The sequence below is a fragment of the Candidatus Poribacteria bacterium genome, from assembly GCA_026706025.1.
Lineage (GTDB): Bacteria > Poribacteria > WGA-4E > WGA-4E > WGA-3G > WGA-3G.
In genome coordinates this window covers 60628-84490 of the sequence record JAPOZO010000087.1, presented here as the reverse complement: position 1 = coordinate 84490, position 23863 = coordinate 60628, and the positions used below count along the sequence as shown (strand labels likewise).

Sequence of the window (23863 nt, the reverse complement as noted above, 5' to 3'; positions counted from 1 at the left end):
CCATGAGTATGTTCCGTGAACACTGGATCGGTGGGTTAGTCGCTTACAGTACTTTTTTCATTATCTCACTTATCGCTGCCATTGCCGTTCCAATTTTTTATGATACGATGCCCGCGGATTGGAATCCAACTATACCACCGGTGGGAGCCTTTGTACAAATCATCGGTTGCTTTGCCGTAGCAGTGCTGTTTGGATTGTGGCCGGATGTTGATATCAAGAGCAAAAGCCAGAAAATATTTTATAGTGTACTCTTTGTGCTGAATGTGGTACTGATTGTTTTTTTACAGAGGTACCTTGAATCGGCACTCTTAGGACTCTTCGCGATGCTCCCGATTATGAGCAAACATCGTGGGTGGACACACGCCAAAATTACCATGATCTTGCTGCCGAGTGTGTTCCTGTTCATCCCGATTTATGCCGGATATCCAGAATGGCAGTCAGATAGCAACCTCGCAGACCAATTCAATGCGTTACAAGAGTGGGATGACCTTCCATCCACTGTCCTCAGCGGTTTACCCTTCTATGTGGCGGGTTTCATCGGCTATGCGACACATCTCCATCTGGACGGCATCCTACTTCGTTCTCGGAAAGCACAACGCCAGAAAGCACGGGCAACCCAATGAACACAAGGATTCAGACGCTTCAAAAACTATTTGGCAATAAAACCATGCGGGCCCTTGGTAATTTTGCCAATGCGCGAGGCGTGCAGCTTTATCTCGTCGGTGGTAGCGTGAGAGATCTGTTACTTAAACGTCAGACGACAGATATTGATCTTGCCTTAGCTTCGGATGCAATTCAGTTCGCCAAAGCGTTTGCCGCCAGTATCAATGCAACTTGCATAGCACTTGAAGAAAACCCGTCCACTGCTCGCGTAATTGTCAAACAAGATGACAGGTCGGAACCTCCGTGCCTAAGCATGGATTTTGTACAATTCCGAGCGGCATCGCTCACTGCGGACTTACGTTTACGAGATTTGACGATTAATGCAATGGCAATTGCGTTTGAAAATGTGGCATTGGTTACAAATAACGCGCGTGAACAAAAACCCTTCCACGTGATTGACCCTTGTGACGGTATGAAAGACTTAGAGATAGGTTTGCTCCGATTTCCGAGTGAACAGGTGGTGCGAGATGATCCCCTTCGTTTGCTGCGGATTTACAGATTCGCAGCGCAGTTGGGTTTCAAGATTTCCGAAAGCGCGATCAATTTAGTAACAAAGCACCGAGCGTTACTGTTTAACGTAGCGGGGGAACGATGCCGCGACGAATTGATGAAAATTTTTAATGTTAAGAAGGCGCGTCCATACCTGCAACAAATGGAAACAGCCGGATTACTTACCGAAGTCCTTCCATCTATAAAAGAGACAAACAGGTCATGGAATTCGCTTGAGGTTTTTGAGAAAAGCCCAATTCCTACAGCACTTCATCTATACCGCAGCGCAATTTATGATTATCTCCGAGAAAAGCTCGGTGTGGAAATCAACCGGCGTTCATTAATCAAGTTCAGTCTACTCTTGGGAGATAACCTCAGTGGTGTCGGCGCGCACCTCCGATTGAGCCGTAAAGCAATACAGTTTATGAAACGTCTTCTCAGTGGCAGCGAAGCCCTTAGAAATAAGAATCGGCAATTGACCCAGAAACAGATAATACGCTTTATCAGAACTTACGCCTCCGACTGGTGGGGTGTGCTTCTCTATGCGGCAGCGTCCCATCCGATTGACCCAACAGTATTGAAACAGATTGCGAAGACCTATTATGAACATATCCTACCAATCAGCAAACAGGGCAGACTCATCACGGGAAATGATTTGATTAAAAACTTCAATTTGAAAGAAGGGAAACAGATCGGAAGGTTGTTAAAAGAGATTGAAGAACGCCAATTTGATGGCGAAATCCGAACGCGCGAGGAAGCACTGACTGCTGTAGCGGCGTTAATTCAGCAGTCTAATCACTCTCTTTGAGTTATAATTTCGTATGATTTTTTCGCAAAAATCTCGGGATCAATGATAGTAAAAGCATCAGGATGCCCGCGATCCCGAGATAGATTGCGGTTTTCCAAAAGTTGCCTTCGCCACTGACAAATGCCCCACCGAGTTGGACCAATACTGCTGTACCGGGTAACATAAAGATAGCAGAGACAATGACATAAGTGGGAAACCGAATGCTGGTGAGTCCATAGGCATAATTTTGAAGGTTAAAGGGGAAAATCGGGACCAAGCGTGTGAACATCAAGATACGCCATCCCTGTCCTTCAACCTGTTCATCTATTTTTTGGAATTGGGCGTTCCCCTTGACCCACCGCTCAACAAGATCGCGCGCGACGTAGCGGGCAATGAGGAATGCAACGGAAACCGAAATGATAGAGGCTATAGAGGCGTAGAATACCCCCCACAACGGGCCGAAGACGAAGCCTGCTAATACAGTTACGGGGGAACCCGGGAGAAAAAAAACAGTGGAGACAAGATAAAGCCCCATATAGACTAAGGGCGCAATTGCCCCAAAACTCGCCACCCATGTCTTGATTTTTGGAACATTTTCTAACCGAATCTCGTCTGTTATGCCGTAGTGTCTCAACACGAGATAAACTATTGTAACAATGCCGACAGTGGTCGCAATTTTAATTAGGCTCTTTTTCATTTTTCCTTGAAACCGCCTCCAAATAGGCTTTAATCTGTGCTTGATACCGGACAGGAATACGATTATTGTTCACGGCTTCGGCATACGCGCGCCCCGCGTTGAGGACTACATCGCTGAAAGGTAAATAGTCGGGATTATTGTCGCTAACCTCACCGGTAATGGCATTAGAAAAACCTTGCGTATTACCAGAAGTCTCTGCTGTAAGTGTCAACCGCTGTCCATCAATCTGTAGGATTGGTGTTTCCTCACCCATCAGCGGTGCAGAATTTTCACTGTCTGTTTCGTTTTCGACTTTGTTTGTATCGGTTGCCTGCAATGCTGACTGTGGATCGGCATCCACTGCCCCTTCATGAGTCCCTTGTACCTCGCGGCTTCCGGCGTTTTGTCCAGGTGTCCCGTCACTATTCGCAATCCCACCCTCTTGGGACGCAGTTTCAAGCGTTGCGAGTGCTAACTCCTTCTGGTTTGTTGTGAGTTGCGCCTCCAATTGTGCAAGGTCGGTTAACGCATCCATCGTCTCAAGTGCATCAATGATGTCCTGCAACGTCTCCGGCGTGACTGACTTACCCTGAATCTGATTCAGTGAATCATTGAGTGGTCCCTCCGGTAGATTTTCAGCCAAACGCTCAAAAAGACGCATGAGTTCGGCTTGGAGCTCTGGCGGTATCTCAGTCTGCTCAGCAACCGTTTGCAGTTCCGCAGCGAGTTGGTTAGCATCCATACCGCGAAAACTTTGTGTCTCTTCTGTGGCTTCAGTGATAGCGTTTTGCTGTGATTGCTGCTTGCGTACCTCTTTTTTTAAGTCGCTGAGATGTCGTTGTGCCGTGTCAAGATCCTGTGCGGTTTTCAATTGATTCACAGTATTTGCGATTTGCTCCTGTAGCGTCGAACTCTTGACTTGCTTTCCATCAAGATTCTGAATGGCTTTATCTAAAACGCCCTGCTGGAGATCCGTGAGTGGTTGCGGCACCTCGTAGAAAAAGGGAATAGCGAAAGAACATCCAATCAACAGCAACGGTATTGGAAATAGTTTCAGTAATTTTGGCACACGATATGGGCTTACCTTTGCGCGCTCTAAGGTTGTTAGCGTCTCTGCAGCATCTCGGATTTGGAGTTGTGCGAACTCGCCTTGGGGATCGGTTTGAATTAACCCAAACGCTGTGCCGAGACGCTCGCGAAGCCCCATTTTTTTGTCAACAGTCCATGCCACAGACAACAAATCTTTACGGTGGCTGATACTGAGACAGATACCTACAATCACCGCTGCAGCTACGACGATCCAACTGATACTCAGCATCTGCATCGGTAGGAGAATTACTCGATTCAGCATGAATAAAATCGCAAGCAGCACAAGCCCACAGAAAAGCGCAGCTGCGATTTTCTGTAAGAGGATCTGCCGATACATTCTATCACGAATGTCGGTGAGGGAATTTTTGATGCGTTGTGCATCTAATCCTTGAGTTTGGTTATGCTCAGAGTTCACCATGCGAGTTTCTCCGCTGTTGCCATAACCGCATCTGGGGTAATCGCCTCAAAATTCTCGCGTGCGCGATCTGGATGCGCGTCCCACTCCTTGGACGAGAGTGTTTTCATAAATTCACACGCTTTACAGGCAACCACTGCATGCCTGTCCCACGGTGGTGCCCACTGAATGAAATTTGATGCTCCAAACAAGGCAATCGTCGGCGTTTTTACGGCGGTGCTGAGATGCATCGGGCCCGTATCGTTGCTGATATAAAGATTACACCGTTGCAGGAGTGCCGCAAGTTGCATCGGCGTTGCCTGATTGACAATAATGGGTGAATACGACATCTGCGCCGCCACTTGCGTTGCTAATTCACCCTCCCGCGGTCCGGTCGTGATGACAATGTGTGCATCGTAGGTTTCGTGAAGTCGATCACCGAGAACGGCAAAATTCGCTGCGTTCCAGCGGCGGTAAGCAGTCGCGGCTCCCGGATTGAGACCGATGAGAGGTTTACCGTCATTAATCTTCTGGTTTTCAAGAAAATTGTTCATCCATGCGATGCCCGTATCATCAATAAATACTTCCGGTTCATCGTCTACGACTTCAATACCCAGCGCACGAACAACATCGAGATAGCGTTGTGTCTCGTGCTGTGCAGTGTTATTTGGTACTGCGAGACTTAATAATTTTTTTCCACCAGCATTTGTTTCAAAACCGACACGAAACGGAATTCGAGCAAGAAATGTATGAAGCACCAAGCGGAACGTTGGTTGTAGTACCACCGCCATCTGGAATTTTCGACGAGCAATCTGATAGATGAGCCTCGGCACCGAAGTTTGATAGGTCAGCACCTCATTGAGATATGGACTCGCGGACACCAAATCCTCTCGCGTCGGTGCCACCATGTAGGCGATATACGCATCGCGAAAGTGCTGACGTAAAGCACGGATGACGGGTGTTGTTAAGACTGTTTCGCCGAGTGGCGCAAGTCTGATAATTAAGATGCGGTCAATCTGCTCAAATGTAAACATCCTATCCTTTACACTTAGTTAACGGAACTGCATTTTAACCTTGTAGCCGCGATATCCTCAAAACCTGTCTATTGCTATTTTTGGCAGGTCACGGTATAATACCGCAAAACCGGCAGGAATTCAAGATGATTTCCCATATCCAAACTGTAAAAGAAAAGTATCTACGTGGTTGGGAGCGACAAGCGACTGTTATCTTGCTCGCCTCTGCGCTGCTGTTAACGCTGCATAGGTTCTACACCCGACGGAGTTTTTTCAACCGCCACTTCGCAGAATACTTCGGAAGCGGACCTCTCGCAGAAAGTTACCCGTATTATTACTGGTTTTTGATGACAGCATTCACATTGCTACTCATCCCAATTCTTGTTGCGAAATTCGGAACACGGGAAAAACTGAGTGCCTATGGGATCCAGCTCGGAAATCAGAAACTCGGATGGAGTGTGACAGGAGCAGCATGGATTTTGATGATCCCCGTGGTTATCCTTGCAGTCATCGTATATCCACCTTTCGTCGCAAAGTATCCGCTTTGCAAGGTTGTCGCGAATAGTTGGCAGACGTTCTTACTGTACCAACTCGCGTACGGTGTTTATATGTTTTCGTGGGAATTCTTCTTCCGTGGGTTTATGCTTTTCGGATTGGAACGGAAATTCGGAAACTATAGCATCTTGATTCAGACGATTCCGTTTGCGGTGATGCACTATTCCAAGCCGTTGCCAGAGGCACTCGGTTCAATTATCGCGGGTGTATTGCTGGGTGTGTTAGCGTTTGAAACGCGTTCATTTATCTATGGCGCAGCAATCCATTGGCTCGTCGCGATGACGATGGATGTGGTGGCTGTTGCTTTTTCACGTCTTTAAAGAGGTATTCCAGCCTTGTTCTGTAGATATGTGGTCGGGATCCACGTCTATAAGATGAAAAGGAGTCTTCGTATGAAACAAAGCAGAAAATTTTTGATGAGTTTATTGGCTTTTGTGATGCTGCTCTCATGTGCGCGGGTACCACAGCAAAGTACCGACAACTCCTTTAAGAGCGGTCTCGCGAAGCATAATGATGGCGACTATACGGGTGCAGTAGAGGATTATACGGACGCAATCACAATGAATCCTGAGGATGCATCCGCTTATAAAGATCGGGCAAAAGCGAGGTGTAAACTTGCGGATGCCGAATTCGCGCGTGGGAATGTGGAGAAAGCCCGAGACCTTTATCACGCCGGTGTAGCCGACTATGATAAATCCATCAAACTGAAAAAGTCAGCGGATGCTGATGCATCAACAACGGACTTAGCATCTGAAGAAGGGAGAGCGTCCACGGTGCGAGTGATGCGTTGGAATGGAACCTTAAGTGGCTTTTTTTATGGTAGTGGCTTCTTTGTGGACATAGACAAGATTGCAACGAATATCCATGTGGTTGCCAGTCCTGGTCCCGTTTTCGTCAAGTTAACTGATAGGGAGGTAATTTGGCGCGTCGAAACGGTTACTATGTTTGATGTGGAAAACGATCTTGTTATTCTAAAAATAAGCGGTGAGGGGCCACCACTGCCGCTTGAAAACAGCGATACAGTCGAAATCGGCGAGTCTATTATTGCTGTCGGGTATCCTGGCAGAAAATACAAGGTTATGGCAGGCACTATACACAGTACCAAGGATGGAGGTAATTTGCTTGTGACAACAGCCGATTCTTCTTCGGGAAGCAGTGGCGGGCCTGTGCTAAACAGTAAAAATCAAGTTATTGGCGTGCATGCAAGGAGTGACAACTCCTACAGTTTCGAGATTCCATCAAATATACTCAAGGGGTTACTCGCTGTGTCGGAACGAACGGAACCGTTGGTGGAGTGGCGGCAGCGAAAACGGATCCGTGCCTATGTTTACTTCAAGAAAGGGCAAAATAGATCTAATGCTGCGGATTACGACACAGCGATAACAGAATTCAACAGAGCGATTCAACTCAACCCTGCGTATGCCCGCGCCTACTTTAAGCGTGGGTTCGCGAAATCTAAGATCGGTGACTCTGCCGGTGCTATAGATGACTATACCCACGCAATCAAATTTAACCCGAAATATACCGCTGCTTATTATAATCGTGCGAATGGAAAACGTGACTACGCTTTATATGAAGCAGCGATTAAAGATTACACCGTAGCCATAGGGTTAACCCCAAAGTATGACAAAGGATACCACAATCGCGGACGGGTGAAGTATCTTCGCGGAAAATCTGAGGCGGATAAAGGGAATAGGGCGGAAGCCGTACTGCACTATCGAGCAGCAATTGACGATTACACCGAAGCTATCAACCTTAATTCCGCGCATGTCCTTGCCTATTATAACCGTGGGGATGCCAGAAAATTACTCGGACAGCATGAGGCTGCGAAAAAGGACTTTGAGAAGGCTAAGGAATTAGAGAGAGCTGCCAAAAAATAAACACGCCTATATTTTTCTGAAACTTACGTTCTTATAAAAATATTCTCTAATTGCAGTTGACATGCTCACCGTTTTCCTATAGAATATATCCTATACAACTTGTAGAGGCATTTTGAGAACTGGAGATTGATTTGTAGAGGAGATGAAAATATAAAATGGCTAATAATGTTTTTTCACCGGTGGAAACTGCATACCCGATTGATAACGCACATGTCAACAGTTTAGAAGCGTATCAGACACAATATGCTGAATCAATACAAGACCCGGAAGCATTCTGGGCAACGGTTGCGGAACGGTTGACGTGGTATCAGAAATGGGATACGGTTCGCGATTATGACTTTGTTGACGGTGAGATTAAATGGTTTGAAGGTGGGATACTGAACGCTTGTTATAACTGCCTTGACCGACATGTAGAAGCAGGCCACGGTGATGCAACCGCGATTATCTGGGAGGGAAATGACCCGTCTGAAGATAAGACGTTTAGTTTCAATGCGCTTCTCGCCGAGGTTAAAAAGTTTGCTAATGTCCTGAAGTCACAAGGCGTTGAAAAAGGGGATCGCGTCTGTATCTATCTACAGATGGTACCAGAGTTGGCGATTGCGATGTTGGCGTGTGCGCGGATCGGCGCTGTCCACTCCATCGTTTTCGGCGCATTTTCAGCGGAATCTCTCCGAGATAGGATCAACGACTCAGCATGTAAAATGCTCATCACGCAAGACACGGCAATGCGGGGTCCGCGTAGCGATATTCCGATGAAGGCGAATGCAGATGCAGCCGTAGCGGAATGCCCGTCTATTGAGAAAGTTGTCGTCGTGGAACGCACCGGCGACGCAGTGGATTTTGATGCCTCGCGCGATATCTGGTGGCATGCAGCGATGGCAGATGCCGACGCAGAATGCGAACCTACAGTGATGAACGCTGAAGATCCGCTCTTTATCCTATATACCTCCGGTTCAACAGGAAAACCGAAAGGTGTTTTACATACAACAGGCGGCTATCTCGTTTATACATCTTACACGCATCAACAAGTCTTCGATTATCACGAAGGCGATGTCTACTGGTGTACCGCCGACATCGGTTGGATTACGGGACATTCTTACATTATCTACGGTCCCCTTGCAAACCGTGCGATTAGCATCATGTTTGAAGGTGTACCGAACTATCCGGACTTCGGACGTTTTTGGCAAGTCGTCGAAAAGCATCAGATTAATATTTTCTACACCGCTCCGACAGCACTGCGAGCGTTGATGAAGGAAGGCGATACATGGGTCGAGAAGTATGATAGATCCACACTCAGGTTACTCGGTACGGTGGGTGAACCGATTAAAGAACCGGAATGGCTGTGGTATTACAATATCGTCGGCGCGGAACGGTGCCCGATTGTGGATACATGGTGGCAAACCGAGACCGGTGGTATTCTGATGACACCCCTGCCCGCTGCAACGCCGTTGAAACCGGGTTCGGCAACGTTCCCGTTCTTTGGGATTGAACCGGTGATATTAGATGAAGAAGGAAACGAGGTTGAAGGCAACCCAGCGACAGGTTATCTGTGTATTAAAACAGCGTGGCCCGGTATCATGCGCACCGTTTACGGCGACCACGAACGTTTTGTTGATGTCTATTTTAGTAGGTTCCCCGGCTACTATATGACGGGCGATGGCGTGCTACGCGATGAAGATGGTTACTACTGGATTACGGGTCGCGTGGACGATGTCCTGAACGTTTCTGGACACCGTTTAGGGACAGCAGAGGTTGAAGGCGCAATCGGTCAACACGCTGCGGTGGCAGAGGCAGCGGTCGTCGGTTACCCACACGACATTAAGGGACAAGGTATCTACGCGTATGTAACCCTCATGACAGGTGAATCCGCATCTGACGATGTAGAAACAGGCATCAAACAAGCAGTTAGACAACATATCGGACCGATCGCCACACCCGATAAGATTCAGTTTACGCCTGCGCTGCCAAAGACAAGATCCGGCAAGATTATGCGGCGCATTCTCCGCAAAATCGCGGAAGGCGACATCTCTGATCTCGGTGATACTTCAACGCTTGCCGACCCAACGGTTGTTGACGCATTGGTTGAAGGGAGACAGTAGAATAGTTATCAGTCGTCAGTTAAGAGGGTTTGTGTAGCAGCTACAGTTTCTATAGATATACCACCCCTAATGAGGTTTAACAAATAAATTGGGTAATTCAGGCACTGCGACGTGCGATGAATCGCACTACTACGAACCGATCTGCCTGTTAATCACACGTCTTAGAATTACCCGATTAAATTCTTAATCTTCATACGGGGTGAAGAAAGGACTTGGAAAACGCTTTGGAAATACGCAGAAATACCCAAGCAAAAACACCAACATCTATCAGTAGCAACTTGGGTTAATTGATAGCTGACGGCTCTAAAAACTGATAACTACTCCCCGAAGCAGTTCGGTTTTTAAGTCAAGTAATTCATTGTGCATTAAATTTTCAAGAAGTAGGGGTACACATTGGCATCAGCACAGAAGATTGTAAATGAACTAAAAAAACAAGGCATCACACACGCCGTAGGTGTTCCAGACAATGGCAGTGCCCGAATTTATGAGCTTTTACGGACCGAACCCGGCATTGAAGTTATTACGGTAACCCGTGAAGGAGAGGCATTCGCTCTTGCCTCTGGCTTGTACGTGGGCGGTAAAAAACCGGTGATAATTATCCAAAATACAGGTTTTCTGGAATCCGGCGATGCCATCCGCGGCACGGTGTTCAACATGCGGGTACCAGTCGTCGTATTCATCGGCTATCGTGGATTTCACAATCGGGACGCAGATGGACAATGGGTTGACTCTGTAGCAAATTTTCTGGAACCGACCCTGAAAGCATGGCACCTACCTTACGAGCTGTTAGAAACAGACAATGAGATTTCATGTATCAGCAGGGCATTTGAAACAACAGAAGCGACCTCATTGCCAGCAGCGGTTCTCCTGATTGGACACGCCATTTAAGGTATTGTGCTAATAGCCCCCATTCAGCACTTCCCCAGAATCAATGGTATACGTTCCGAATAAGTGGAGTTGCTGTGCGCATACGCTTGAGGGAAACAGCGGTGCCCCTATACTTTTATGTTGTTTTTTCTCTGAAATTACGTTAAAATGCCTTGTTATACCGATTTTTAGGGGAAATTTCACTTTTTTTTAAACATTTTACTTGACAAAACGTTTTAACATAGTGTATCATTAACATTTGTATTATTTTATCAAGCCTCATAAAAGGAGAGGAGAACGATGGAAGCCGAATTTCTCGGTGAAACGACAAGTATTGAAAGTGTTGATCCTTATATGGATGCGACATATCCAGCAGATGAAGCAGACCCTCCAGAGAGTTATAAGGGGAGCGATCAGAGCGCACTAACGAGTTGGCTTCGAAGCGTAGCAGGTCACCGCCTGCTAACCCGCGAAGAAGAGGTTGAGTTAGCGAAGCGAATTGAAGCTGGTGAAACAGAGAGTGGTTATAATGCGGATGCGGAGCAAGCAAGAGATCAACTTGTACAAGCAAACTTACGGCTCGTCATTTCAATCGCTGTGAGATACCAAGGACACAATGTCCCACTCGAAGATCTGATTCAAGAAGGAAATATTGGACTGATTAAAGCAGCGAGTAAATTTGATTATAGGAAGGGTTTTAAATTCAGTACGTATGCGATCTGGTGGATTAAACAGGCAATTATGCGTACGCTTGATAATTTTTCTCGCTCAATTCGACTCCCGTCCTATGTAGTCGCGAAGATGAATAAGTTTGACGCTGTCTACGCGACACTATGCCAAGAACTGCAACGTGAACCTCGACGCGACGAAATAGCCGAAGCATTAGACCTGTCGCTCAGGCAGGTTGAGGAAATTTTGACGTTTAACGCTGATGCGATTTCAATGGATTTACAACTTAGCGATGAACGCTCCGCCGCAACATTAGGTGATTTAATTGAGGACCCCGCGACCAGCGGCGAAGAAGGTCCTATTGCAGAAATGATTAACGAAGATCTGATCGCCCAATTTCTTAAGAGACTACCGGACCGAGAACAGAAAGTCCTGAGGATGCGTTTTGGACTCGAAGATGGAGAACGTAAGACGCTCCGCGAAATTGGCGTTGCCTTGGAAGTTACCCGGGAGCGGGTGCGCCAACTGGAGATTGAGGCAATTAAACGATTGCGCGTGTTGTATGACGAAATGGGAGAATTCCAGTCAGATCAGGCTTGGGCAGGGAAAACTGCTGCATAACACTACTCACGGAAGGCAACTATGAAGAATTTCTTGAAGAAGCTCACGGGAAATGAAACCCCTTTGCTTACGGTGACAGAAGCCGCGCAAGAGAAGATTCACGCAGTGATAGAAGCCGAAGAAGTTGAAGTTGAAGGTCTACGTATTAGCATCCAAGGCAGAACTGCTACGGCATTCCAATACAGCCTCGGTTTAGCGACCGAAGCACAAGCGGATGACCTTGTTGTTGAATGTGAGAATTTTAATGTACTCGTCGATGCCGAAAGCGCGCCGGACCTTCAAGGTGCTGTCATTGACTATGTCGACGACCTGAATTCAAGTGGGTTCAACATCGAAAACCCTAACACGCCTACTTGGGATAATCCGAAGGCACAACAGATTCAGGAACTCATCGATGAACGGATTAACCCGGCTGTTGCCGCCCACGGTGGACAAATAGAGCTTCTGAACGTTGAAGCGGATTCTATCTATATCCACATGGGTGGCGGGTGCCAAGGGTGTGGCATGGCAAATGTCACGCTCAAACACGGCATTGAAGCGATGATTCAGGAAGTCTTTCCTGAAATTAAGCACGTGATTGATACAACTGATCACGCTGCTGGGGACAACCCGTATTATTCCCCAAGCAAAGGATAACGATAACCCAGATAACATAGATGGGCGGATAAGAACATCCGCCCGTTTTTGTTTTTAACCTGACACAACGCGCGCCCCAAGGTTGTTCGCCCGCGTAATAAAGCAGGTTCCGCCATCCGGTAGTGTTTTCAGGAATGCTTCGGTCTCCAGTTTTAGTCTATCAATATCCTCCGCTATCACGCAAATCGCTGGTCCCCAACTACTCACCGCCGCCCCGAATGCGCCGTTGTCGCGCAAGTAGTCGAGTGTTAATTGAAGTTCAGAACCTTGTGCTTCAATTTCGACTTTCTTCCACCCAAACGTCTGAATATTGTTTAAGGCTTTGCCAAAGTTGGACATATCACCTTCAATTAGGGCAGGAAGTATCTGGAGCAGTAAGATGTGTGAAAGTTTCTGGGCAACCCATTCTGGTTGTGGACACAACGTCCGAAACAGTTCCACCTCTGTATCGCCATAAATTCTCGAACAATTCGGCATCACGATTAGCAATGGCAATTCTGGAAATGAATAACGGAGTAAGATCGGTGGTGGTTGAATATCACCAACAGCAGAGGAAGGGAGGAACGAAGCCTTTTCTTCAGGAAAACGGTGTCCACCATCCACGATGAACCCGCCGGTATCAAACGCTGCGACCCCAATACCTGAAGTCCCACCGCGCCCGACAGCCTGCGCGAGTTCTTGCACACCCAACCCGAATTGATACAACACATTGACAGCCTGCGCGATCCCAAGTGCGAGTTGAGTGCCAGATCCGAATCCGCAATGCATCGGGATTTCAGACTCAAATGTTAACTTAATACCGGGGAAGGGATAGATTTGTTGGAGGCGTTGGAGAACAGTGATGGCGCGTTCACGGTACACAGAGGTCGCGACATCAATATTCGTTGCCATTTCAGCGATAATTTGGAAATTGGGTTCTGCAATCGCAAGCCCGAACCCACCATCAACCCGTCCCAATGCGCCGTTCAAATCAAGCAGGGAAAAGTGTAAACGGGACGGGGTCGTAATTTTGACGTGGTTCATAGTTGTGCCGGGCTGAGTTTGGCTTGTGGCAGTGGTTTATAGTTGTAAAATTAGTAAAATGAGGTGTCTGTTTTTAAGGGGCATTTCTATCAACAACGAGTTCAAGCGCGCCGCTACCAAAGATAACGTATTTGGTTGACAGCCGATCGCGGTGCAACGTAGTGCTTCGTGTATACCCACTTTCGCCTATCTGCTTTGCTGAGTTCATCACAGACATTACCGAGGTTGGCAAATTGGAGAATTCTTCACCTTGAATCGTCAACCCTGGTTGGCTAAGAAAGAGTTCAAAGATAATATCTGTATTGCTTTCATGCTGCTGTAGAACTTTAACAAGTTGATTGATATTTTTGGGACGAAAGTTAAGCGGTGCACGTGAACGCTGCCACTGTGCGTCTGCAGTTGCGTTCATTGCCAACAGGGTAATAAGACCATCAGGGGCATCATTAGGAATCGTAATTGTCCCCATTAGCGTTATTGGACTCTCAAGGTAGGGTCGCAAAGTCATTATGACTTCAACTGTTTCCCCGGGACGATAGCGTTGTTTATCAACCTGAATCCCGTCAATGCGTGCACTTCGTCGTTTATCCACCAATTTTAAGTTAAGCTCTATTTTTTCAAACTCAACCGGTGTATAGGAATTATTGCTTAACTGTAATAGTGGAGTCCTCAGTACACTCATAACACCATATATAGGTGATCCGCCAGAGGAATAGACATTTTTATAAACGATTTCACGAGCAAGGAGACCTGGCTGTGGTTTCAAGGTAATCGTTGTGCCGACAGTAAGCGTATGGTCGGCTGCAGCGAACTCCAACGCTCGAACGAGAGACGCTGCGCCAGCCTCAACATAGACAGGCGAAAAACTACGGTGCCGAATTACCTCATAAGACCGATGATGTAGTCCGCCATCGGCAGTTTCCATATTGAGTGTCACTGGAATGTAGGACGGATGCTTACCAATAATGCCAGCGATAGCTGGTTGGCGGTCTTGTACTAAGGTCCCAATGATTTGCGTTGCAGAGGCTACTTTGGAAGATCTGAAGCGGCCCGGCATGATAAAGTGTACATATCCACCAGAAATTGGAAGGTTGACATTACCCTCACCATCCCTTGAGTGCCCGTAAGCAAGGAGTTCTGCTCCATCAATATAAGTAATCGTTCCATAGCCAAAAGCGGTATAATCCCCCCTCGCGTAAGCGACACCGACTATCTGCCCTTGTTCAACAGGCGACTTTTTTACCTGGCTGCCACCGCCTGGCGACTCAAGCGGCATCAGATTAAATTTGTCAAAAAGCGGTTTATAGAACCGCATGGTTTCAGAATTAACCCCGGACATAGCAACCGGTAGTGGGAGTTGCTCCGAAAAGTAATCCATTTGAAGACTATCGAAAGATTGACGCGTATACTTGCTACTCCCCTTAGAAAAGAGAAGTGTGGTGGCATCAATGTTTTCTGCCACCGTTTGCGTGCCAAAATTAAACAGCTGGGTACCTTGATAACTTAAATTGGGCTGCATACCGTATTCGGTAACCTTTATCATAAACTCAATGGGTGTTATGCCGAAGAGGTTTGCATGTTCACGCTGATTGCGATAACTTCGCGAGAGTGCTCCGATGAGTCTACCATCAATATACATAGGACTACCACTCATTCCACCAGCAGACCCCGTTCTTTTAAAGTTATCGCTGATTCCCTTTGCCCATACAATATGTAAACCGGGGAAGCGGTTGTAGTAGATACTCACTACCTCAAAATCGAATTCCTCAACCGTTGTCCCAGAGAACACAGTGTAACCTTTGCCCTTCATACCGAGCTTTATTTCAGAAAGCGGCATGAATTTCTCAGCATCCCACTTAATCTGTGCTTGGGCATGATAGGCAGTAAGACAGAAGATCGCAAGAACAAACAGATAAATCTTTTTCACGTAATTTCTCCACTTATCAATCAGCAGCAGTTTCCTCATATCCATTCTGCCTGACATCTCGTTCAATTAACCCGTCTCGGATATGGAGTACCCGTTTTGCGTGTTCAGCGACTTCAGCCTCATGTGTCACCATGATGATGGTATTTCCTTCATCGTTCAACCTGTTGAAGATCGCCATAATTTCTTCACCGGAGCGCGTGTCCAAGTTTCCTGTCGGTTCATCGGCAAAAATCATTGAGGGTTTATTGACTAAAGCCCGCGCGATTGCGACGCGTTGAATTTGCCCGCCCGATAACTCGGTCGACTTATGATCCACGCGATCAGCTAAACCGACAGCTTCCAAGGACTCAAATGCGCGTCGTTTGCGTTCCTTTCTACCCAAACCCGAGTAAATCAGTGGCAATTCAACATTGTTGAGTGCGCTGGTCCGTGGTAGCAGGTTAAATGATTGAAAAACAAAACCGATCTTCTTATTGCGAATGTCCGCGAGACGATTATCGGAAAGTTTGCCGACCTCTTCCCCTTCAAGGAAGTAATCACCTGATGTAGGCGTTGCGAGACACCCCAATATATCCATCATGGTTGATTTACCGGAACCAGAGGGTCCCATAATAGCGAGGAATTCGCCTTGTGTTATGGTGAAGCTCACACCTCGGAGTGCATGTACCTGTACATCGCCCATCTGGTAGATTTTTGTTAAATTTCGTACATCTATTAACATAGTGTTTACTCCTTGCTTATATTTGATGAAAATAAAAAATAAAATTCAGCACATCTATGCTAACAATACGGCATCTGTTATTCTTCGCCGTCTCCGTCATCTTTTTGTCCCTCTGTTAATTCTTTCATAGAAGGCACAAAAACGCGATCGCCTTCCTTCAAACCACCCGTGATTTGAAAGTGTGTGTTGTTGCGCTGCCCGATTGTAATATGAGTTTTAACGCCTTTTTCCTGTTTGTTCTTGCTGGATTCACCGGTATCTAACTTGACAAAGTACTGCCGCTCACTACTCACCTCGGCTTCTATATCGGGGAGGACGTTTTGATCAGAAATAACAACGCTGATCTCTATTGGTCCTTTGCGCAACCCCTTCTGATCGCCTTCCAATAAAATTTCAAGGTTGCCACGCGCCTTTTCCGTGTCAATTGTCCCGACCTGTCCAGCGAATTCCTTTCCGATAAGATTCCGAATTTTAAGTTTCTGACCTTCCTGAAATTGCCCAAGATCTGCCGAATTAATGTTGGCTTTTACGGTAAAAATTTCCGGACTTAGCACAGCAGGGATCGGTAGTTGAAGCACATCCGATTCTTCAAACACAATGATATCAACATCAGCAGACATACCGGGCAGTAATTCAGCAGGTGAGCCGGTGACCTCTACATCTACCTCAAAAGTGATAACGGAACTCTGATTTTGGGGACCGCGCCGCGTCGCGCTCGGCGAAATCTCGCTCACCCTACCCGGAAAAATACGACCGGGATAACTATCAACGGTGATTTCGGCACGTTGTCCTTCTTCTATTTTCCCGATCTCCACCTGGTTGATTTGGGTTCTCACAATCATCTGGTCAAGGTCAGCGATACGCATGATCGCTTCACCGCGTGAAAACGCTGAACGCCCTGACGTGATAATTTCACCTTCTTCAACGATGAGTTGTGTAATCGTTCCTGCCATAGGTGCAGTGACAGTTGTCCAGTCGTAGCGTTCTTGCTGAGATTTAAGTTGGCTCTCGGCTTGGAGGAGGCTCGCCTCCGCACTCACCTTTGAATGTATTGTCAACTCCTTTTGTTCTTCTGTTGTCTCTAGTATCTGTTGGAGTCGGGTCTCTGCGTCCTCAAATTCCGCTTCGTACTGCTTACGCTGTGCTTTGAGCGAATCTTTAAGCGTTTCAACGTTCTTTTCATTGAGTTGGAGTGTTGATTTCCTGCTTTCTATCGCTGTCTTCCGTGCGTTGAGGTTCTCATCTTGAGATTTTATAGTCTCTTTTTGTGATTCGACCTCTTTCTGGGCAGAATCGTACTGAGACTTAGCAACTATAAGTTGTCGCTGAGAATCTTCCAATGCCTTTTTTGAGACGAGTTTTTTATCATAGAGTTCCTTGTTACGTTGATGCTCTGCTTCTGCTGTTTCAAAGGAGATTTTTGCTGATTTAACATTTTCCTGTGAGCGTTCAAGGGTGAGTTTTGCTTGCCCTAATGCAATTTCTGCCTGCTTCAAGGCTATATTATCTTGATCAAGAGAGTTCTTTGTGGTTGCGACGAGCGTTTCAGCCTCGGTTATCCGTTGCTGTGTGTTTGCGACAAACGAATCCAAAGTCGCTTGTGCCTTAATGACAGAATTTTGCGCTTGTGCGAGATTACTTTCTTGCTGTTTCTCAGTAATCTCAATATGAAGCTGCGCGCGCTCGAGTTCTGCTTTTCGGGCATTAAGGTTCGCCTCCGCCTGCTTCTTCTGCTCCAGAATTTGCTTTTCATCAATGCGAAGCAGGGGTTGGTCCATCTCAACTTTTGCGCCCTCCTCAACGAGGATTTCAACGATCTCACCCTCAACGTTTGACCGGACATCCACCTCAATAAAGGAGCGTAAGTTCCCCGATTCACGTACGCGCACAAGGAATTCGCCGCGTCGGACGATTTCCTGTTTTACCTCGGTTTCTTTCTTTTTTTGACCGAAACTAAAGTTCATACGGGTAGCACCGATGGCTCCGAGAGCAATAACAACTACGGCAACTCCCCCTGTGATAATCCACCTTTTACGATTCTTCATGTTTACTGTAAGACTCCCATTGCATCCTGCAGGCGAGTTTGAGCGATTTTGTAATCATAGAACGCATTAACTTCATTTGTCAATGCTTGTGCATAACTCGTTTGGGCATCAAGTAATTCAAGCAAAATAGCCTTACCCACGTCAAAACGCCCTTGAATGACATCTAAACTTAGTTGGGCATTGGTAACCTGCTTTTTCGAGATATCAACGGCAATTTCACTACGCTGGAGCGTGAGATAGGCTTGCCTGACAGCGAGCGCGACGCTCCGCTCCAAGTCGCTTGCATTTTCACGTGTCTGCTCTAACTGCATCCCTAGCTCTTTGACTCGGTTTCCTAAGATGCCGCCATCAAAAAGTGTGAAGTTCAGGGACACGCCTGCACTCCAACTTCGGAAATCAGAGAAATTCTCACGCTCACGGAGGTAATCATCAAGGTTGACGTTGTAATCAACATCCGCGTTTAGGCGGGGCCAGCGTTGCAACTTTGCCAAAGTAAGGCTCCATTGCTGAGATTTTATTTGTGCCTGTCTCTCTTGAAACTCCGGACGCGTGCTAAGGGCTATCTGGATGGCTTCCTCAACCGGTATCTCTACCCGCTCAATTGTACCCCGTTCTTGGTAGAGTTGATAGGATTCGTCAACAGAAACGGTAAGTAGAACGCCAGGGTCCAATCCGAGGAGCCGGGGCAGCGTCGCTTGGGCAATTTGGAGTGAGGTGCGATTGTTAAACAGTGATAATTCATCATTGGCTTCACGAAGCTCGGCAGTCGCGACATCGGCAGGAATCAAGGTGCCTGCCTCTACGAAATCCCGTATCCGTTGTGTGTTTTCCTGTGATCTCGCTAAAACCTGTTCACTGACTTTGACGAGTTCCTGTCTTTTAAGAACATCGTAGTAAGCCACCGTAATGTCAAGAATTAAGTCCTGCTTAGTCCGTTCATTCCGGCTGACAGTAGCGGTTAGACTCTCTTTCGCCTGTGCGAAACTTCCCTCTCGTTGTCCGTTATCCCAAAGTGTATATTGCCCACGCAGCCCTAAATTGTAGTTTTCAGGTTCAAACCCGAAGTCAACACGATCAGAAAAATCGTAGTTCCCATTTGAAAAAATTTGCGGAAAATACCGAGCACGCGCATTTTTTACCCGAAGTTCTTGTATAGCGAGATTCAAGCGTGCATTTCGCATACTCGTCGATCTTTCCAAACCCATTTGGATACATTGTTCAAGCGTTAAAGGCTGTGATAAGTCAACTTCGCCGACAGGTTCTTGTGCACCGATACAAAAAACGACTGCGAACTGAAGTATAAGAATGGTTTTCAAAGGCACTTTTTGGAAACCGGCACGCAGCGTCCCTTGTAACACTGCAAGTTTTGATAAAACAGTTAACTTTATTTTCCCATGAATCATTAACAACATCTCCTTGTCCATTCCGACGCTTATCGGCATGCTGCCAAGCATACACCGTGTGCCGGTTCAACACGTTCTTACATTTGTTTGAGAAACGATTAACTTCTCCAAGATCGTATTATTATATAGATTATAGCGTCAATGCGACTCTCTTCAATTTCGCCAAGCGCAAGCACTAACTTCCGAGCATGCCTTATACACATATACGAGATCATCTCTTAATTTTTAAGTGCATGTTTTGATTTGAAAGCAGCAATAAAATACCTTGCTTATGTATTTTGACGCAATGCTTCATTAAAAGTTTAGACATTTTGACACCGCTACAAGTTCATTTTCTTGCAATTATTGCGGTTTTTTGCTAAACTATTTTGTTAAAAGGTTTTAACCCTAATTCTCGGATAGCAGTATGCCAAAAGTGAATACCGTTTTTACTTCCATTTTTATCTGTATTGTACTCGCCTCCATTGTAGCAGTATCAGCGTTCTCAATTGATTCTGGCACATACTGGCTGCTTGTAGACGCAACGCCAGAGGCAATGGCACACGAACGTATGAATTCTCTGACTGAACTTTTAACAACACGCGGTAAAGTTCCGAGTGAGCAGATTTATCATATTGAAGGTGATAGCGCCACATCTGATGAGATTTACGCGCTACTCCAAGAAATTGGGCAGCAGACACAACCACAAGACACGCTGATTTTTCTATACCATGGGATGGTTTCTAAGCCGAACGCGCACACGATGCAGCTGAGAATTCAAGAAGACGAAGATGGCATCCAAGATTCCACTCTCAATGGCTGGTTTGGAGAGAGTAATAGAGAAAGTACCGTTGTTATTGTTGATGGTTACACCGAGGAAACGAATTTAAGTGCCTACTATGGCAATCGCGAGACGCTCGGCACCGCTGCGCTAAACGTGATTCAGCCGGTAGAGAAAGCAGAAAATACTTCGCTTCTTGAGAAACTTTACGATGCACTCGCCACGGACACAACGGATTTGGACGATAATCGGCAGCTGAGCGTCTTTGAAACTTATGATCTATTACGAACACATTCTGAGTTCCTTGATGGAATTCTCGCGCCAACAGGCAATGTCGAAGCGGCACTGCTCAAACTGAGTCCTGCGCTTAAGGTCACATCACTTCCCGATGGTGCACAAATTTTCATCAACGCTGCAGAAGTTGGAAATACACCGAAACTTATCACTGAAAATCTACAGCAAGGCACTTCCACAATATCCGTAAAGAAGGTCGGGTATATCACGCCACCATCCAAGACTGCGGCATTGGAGTTAGTCCTTGGAGAGTCCGTCCACATCGGTTGGGTACTTGATCCTATCGCTGTTCACGGTAGCGTTAAAGGTGTCGCGGGTGCGTCGGCTGCCGATACGCTGATTTGGATAAATAGAACAGCATATCAACAGACTGTAGCAGCAGATGGAATTTTTCGCTTTGATGCATGGAAAGATTCAGACCTATTAACAATCGGTGAAACTTACGCGCTCTATGCGAAACAGGGTACCCAGAATTACGGTTCGGCAACTTTCACATTTGAGGGTTATAGCGATATAGACCAATCGATCCAACTTATTAAGAGAAGTTGGTTTGAGATCGCACAAATTGAATTTGACCGAGGTAACCATCAAGGGGCTGTCACCGCTTTCCAGAACGGGATTGAGCGCACGACAGATTTCCCGCAAATGTCGGCAGATTTAACGGTTTTACTTCTCAGTTCCTTTGCAGATGCGTTAGAGAAGCAAGATGTTCAAGATGTGGCTTATCTCGTGGTTACAGCGAAACTTGCAGAGCAGCTTGATCAGCCTATCCTCGCGAAAAAGTATTGGGAAGAGGTAAAAACGAAAGCAGAAAAGGGGACCCCTGCCGCCGAATTGGCAAATCAACGGTTGTGGGAGTTCAATCGTGGTCGCTATCTTCTCAATATCGGTCTTATTGTACTGTTGGTAGTCCTCCTTGCATCCGGTGCATGGACGTTTTATAGATACCGGAAATCGAGACAAACACCACAAGAAGGCTGAAATCCCAAAAGCTAAACACCTTAGAAGACTATATCTTTGCCAAGAGTTCTTCCACCACCACCGTCGCATATCCACCGGCGGGAAGCGTGAAACGGAGGCGTATTCCGACACCGCCATCAACAGCAGATGCCTCATGCAGTTGTATCGGCATCCGTAAAGGTCTACGCGTCCCCGGTAACCGAATCCCTACGACCTTACGAAACTTTTCAAGGCGAACACCTTCATCTGCAAGGCTCGCTATCTCCATATCAAGTACATCGCCAGTCGGCATCCGCATTTTGTATCCGAAGATCGGTCCGGAAGGACTAATCTCAAGAGCATCTGCTCGCGGTTGTTCCGCCGTCGGGTCTCCAACGAGAAAGGGTGCGCCGTTGCTATGTTTCACAGCAATGTCGCCCGCACGGAGTTTTCCTAAATGCGGCATCCGTTTTTCTAAAATGCTGTTAAAGAGGTGCGCTTGGTACGCCGATAGATATAACTTGCGCAACCGATGCGGAATAGAAGTTATCACTTTTTTGACAGGCTTCCGTGCTAATTCCTGTTGCATCCGGCGCGCGACACTGTCCACTTGCAGTGCGTCCTCTGTGAGCATATAATGCAGGATCGTCTCCCACTCTGCTTTCACCAGTGCTTTGCCGATTAGATGTGAATCGTTTTTATTCCCAAATCGCTGCGTCCCAAATCGATTCGGTACACCTTCAGTTACCAATCGCTTCATTGATGCTTTGATCGAAGGCAGTGTATTGTGAGGCATATCGCGTAGCGTTAGTTCAAAGCGGTTACCGCGAAGATGTCCGACTCGCAATTTATGCGTGTGCCTTTCTGCCGATAAGACTTCAATATCCGACTGCTCAATCTTCAAAACCCGTTCCGGTGCTACACCTTCGACAGACAATATTTGTGTTGTGACTGCGTTCTTATCCTTTAAACCAGCATACCCGAAATCTCGCGTAGGCACTTGTAGTTCCCGTGCGATTCGGTTAATAGCTTCCAACGTGCTAAGATTCCGTTTCCGAACCGCGAAATAGGTATGTGTCCCTGCTCCGGAGGGTTCATAAAGCGGTAGTTCTTCAACGATAAAATCTTCAGGTTCTTTAAACATCCGATCTTCCTCATAGGTCTGAGTCATCACGTTATTATAGGCACGATCCGCCTATTTGTCAAACCGAGAAAACAGGAATATTTGCTTGCTATTGGCGCGTAATTGTGGTATACTTAACAGTGAATCATCCACAAAAAGGAGGGGAAGGATGGCTTACGTAATTTTTGAACCGTGCGTTGACGTAATGGACACCGCATGCGTTGATGTCTGTCCTGTGGACTGTATACATACCAGTGAAGGTGAAAAACAACTCTACATTGATCCAGATGTGTGTATTGACTGCGCAGCATGTGAACCTGCGTGTCCGGTCGAGGCGATCTCTATTGAAAGTGATGTCCCCGCCAAGTGGGCATCGTATATTGAAATAAACCGCAAATTTTTTGAGACTTTCGTTAAACCAGAAACCGCGGGCACCGGAGACGACGAAGCAGGAAAAACTAAACAAGGAAAACAACAAGGGATTCCAGAAGAATTTGCACAAATACCAGAAGTACCCGATACAAGGCTCCGTGCGCCGTTCAATGTGTTAGCGATGCTCGGACAACCCATTCTCGGCGCGTTCTCAGCAAAGTTTAAAACGCAGCTTGAAGAAATGGCAGGAAACCCGCGTGTCTTTAGTGCCGCTGTATCTACAGGTATTAATAGCCTCATTAACATAACGCTCTATCCCCTTATCCTTTTTTTCATCGGGTTCAGCGGACAAGCGGTTGACCTTTTCTCAAGTAGAGGCAACTTGATGATCTTTCTTGGGATAGTTATCGCGATCACCGAAGGTATCTACCGGTTTAAAGGCGAGTTCAGTTCAACAGAGGAACAACCGCGTTACGGTGCAGCATTCTACGGTTGGATAATGTCACTCGTTGCGACACCGCTGCTTATCGGTGCGCGTTCTGCTCTGGTTACAACCCCTCCGACACAACGGACAACAGTCCCTGGTGCAGTAGATGTAGACGGCGTAATTTACGCAGATGATATAAAGGAACGGTACCGTCGTTACGGAATGATCAATCAGGTCTCAGAAATGGCAGATTATTACCGCATTGAGATCGAGTTCCCGCGATGGGTTCCGAATTCTGCGGCGAAACAAACATTCGATCTCCCTGATAGAATGCCACACTATGACTATGAAGTTTGTCTAAGTTCGCCATGTCCTATAGATACTACACCGGCAT

18 protein-coding genes and 1 pseudogene are annotated in these 23863 nt (G+C 46.7%); 10 read left to right on the top strand and 9 right to left on the bottom strand.

Features of this window, described 5'->3' with window-relative positions; translation table 11 throughout:
- Window positions 1-8 precede the first annotated feature (8 nt).
- Together OXH00_22155 and OXH00_22150 are read left to right on the top strand one after the other, a co-directional pair.
- Complete coding sequence (locus OXH00_22155; GenBank protein ID MCY3743727.1) at window positions 9-623, top strand: hypothetical protein; 615 nt, start codon at window positions 9-11, stop codon at window positions 621-623.
- Complete coding sequence (locus tag OXH00_22150; GenBank protein MCY3743726.1) at window positions 620-1960, top strand: hypothetical protein; 1341 nt, start codon at window positions 620-622, stop codon at window positions 1958-1960. Before OXH00_22155 ends, OXH00_22150 begins: the two co-directional genes overlap by 4 nt.
- Before the next feature lies 1 nt (window position 1961).
- Here OXH00_22150 and OXH00_22145 read toward each other — a convergent pair whose 3' ends face one another.
- The 3 genes from OXH00_22145 to OXH00_22135 are packed head-to-tail and all read right to left on the bottom strand — an operon-like array spanning window position 1962 to window position 5132.
- Entirely contained in the window at window positions 1962-2636 is a 675-nt protein-coding gene (locus tag OXH00_22145; GenBank protein ID MCY3743725.1) for a TVP38/TMEM64 family protein, read from the bottom strand.
- Entirely contained in the window at window positions 2617-4122 is a 1506-nt protein-coding gene (locus tag OXH00_22140) for a hypothetical protein (protein ID MCY3743724.1), read from the bottom strand. Before OXH00_22140 ends, OXH00_22145 begins: the two co-directional genes overlap by 20 nt.
- A complete protein-coding gene (locus OXH00_22135; GenBank protein MCY3743723.1) occupies window positions 4116-5132 on the bottom strand; it encodes a glycosyltransferase family 9 protein in 1017 nt (338 codons plus the stop codon). Before OXH00_22135 ends, OXH00_22140 begins: the two co-directional genes overlap by 7 nt.
- 125 nt (window positions 5133-5257) lie before the next feature.
- Between OXH00_22135 and OXH00_22130 the strand changes: the two genes are divergently transcribed.
- From OXH00_22130 to OXH00_22105, 6 genes are all read left to right on the top strand, one after another.
- Complete coding sequence (locus OXH00_22130; GenBank protein ID MCY3743722.1) at window positions 5258-5986, top strand: type II CAAX endopeptidase family protein; 729 nt, start codon at window positions 5258-5260, stop codon at window positions 5984-5986.
- Window positions 5987-6058: 72 nt separating this feature from the next.
- Window positions 6059-7546 (top strand): tetratricopeptide repeat protein, encoded by a 1488-nt coding sequence (locus tag OXH00_22125; protein MCY3743721.1) that lies wholly within the window; start codon window positions 6059-6061, stop codon window positions 7544-7546.
- Between the two features lie 155 nt (window positions 7547-7701).
- Window positions 7702-9645: an acetate--CoA ligase gene (gene acs / locus OXH00_22120; protein ID MCY3743720.1), complete on the top strand. Its 1944-nt coding sequence runs from the start codon at window positions 7702-7704 to the stop codon at window positions 9643-9645.
- Between the two features lie 393 nt (window positions 9646-10038).
- A complete protein-coding gene (locus tag OXH00_22115; GenBank protein MCY3743719.1) occupies window positions 10039-10533 on the top strand; it encodes a thiamine pyrophosphate-binding protein in 495 nt (164 codons plus the stop codon).
- A 279-nt stretch (window positions 10534-10812) separates the two neighbouring features.
- A complete protein-coding gene (locus OXH00_22110; protein MCY3743718.1) occupies window positions 10813-11802 on the top strand; it encodes a sigma-70 family RNA polymerase sigma factor in 990 nt (329 codons plus the stop codon).
- Window positions 11803-11823: 21 nt separating this feature from the next.
- A complete protein-coding gene (locus OXH00_22105) occupies window positions 11824-12438 on the top strand; it encodes an iron-sulfur cluster assembly accessory protein (protein ID MCY3743717.1) in 615 nt (204 codons plus the stop codon).
- A gap of 54 nt (window positions 12439-12492) precedes the next feature.
- On the opposite strand, the gene OXH00_22100 is transcribed toward OXH00_22105, so the two are convergent.
- From OXH00_22100 to OXH00_22080, 5 genes are all read right to left on the bottom strand, one after another.
- The gene (locus OXH00_22100; GenBank protein MCY3743716.1) at window positions 12493-13461 is read right to left on the bottom strand and encodes a beta-ribofuranosylaminobenzene 5'-phosphate synthase; all 969 of its coding nucleotides are present in this window, start codon (window positions 13459-13461) and stop codon (window positions 12493-12495) included.
- A 73-nt stretch (window positions 13462-13534) separates the two neighbouring features.
- Window positions 13535-15385, bottom strand: coding sequence for a hypothetical protein (locus OXH00_22095; protein ID MCY3743715.1), 1851 nt, complete (start codon window positions 15383-15385; stop codon window positions 13535-13537).
- A 16-nt stretch (window positions 15386-15401) separates the two neighbouring features.
- On the bottom strand, window positions 15402-16106 hold the full coding sequence (locus tag OXH00_22090; protein MCY3743714.1) for an ABC transporter ATP-binding protein: 705 nt from the start codon (window positions 16104-16106) through the stop codon (window positions 15402-15404).
- A 77-nt stretch (window positions 16107-16183) separates the two neighbouring features.
- Complete coding sequence (locus OXH00_22085) at window positions 16184-18151, bottom strand: HlyD family efflux transporter periplasmic adaptor subunit (protein MCY3743713.1); 1968 nt, start codon at window positions 18149-18151, stop codon at window positions 16184-16186.
- A gap of 2 nt (window positions 18152-18153) precedes the next feature.
- Window positions 18154-19554 carry a TolC family protein gene (locus OXH00_22080; GenBank protein MCY3743712.1) on the bottom strand — a complete coding sequence of 467 codons (1401 nt, stop codon included), beginning with the start codon at window positions 19552-19554 and terminating at the stop codon, window positions 18154-18156.
- A 406-nt stretch (window positions 19555-19960) separates the two neighbouring features.
- On the opposite strand from OXH00_22080, the gene OXH00_22075 reads away from it, so the two are divergent.
- A complete protein-coding gene (locus tag OXH00_22075) occupies window positions 19961-21589 on the top strand; it encodes a PEGA domain-containing protein (GenBank protein ID MCY3743711.1) in 1629 nt (542 codons plus the stop codon).
- Between the two features lie 28 nt (window positions 21590-21617).
- Here the strand turns inward: OXH00_22075 and truD are convergent, their stop codons facing one another.
- Entirely contained in the window at window positions 21618-22718 is a 1101-nt protein-coding gene (gene truD, locus OXH00_22070; protein MCY3743710.1) for a tRNA pseudouridine(13) synthase TruD, read from the bottom strand.
- A gap of 121 nt (window positions 22719-22839) precedes the next feature.
- Here truD and OXH00_22065 point away from each other — a divergent pair.
- A pseudogene (locus OXH00_22065) lies at window positions 22840-23076 on the top strand (ferredoxin family protein).
- The last annotated feature ends 787 nt before the right edge of the window (window positions 23077-23863 follow it).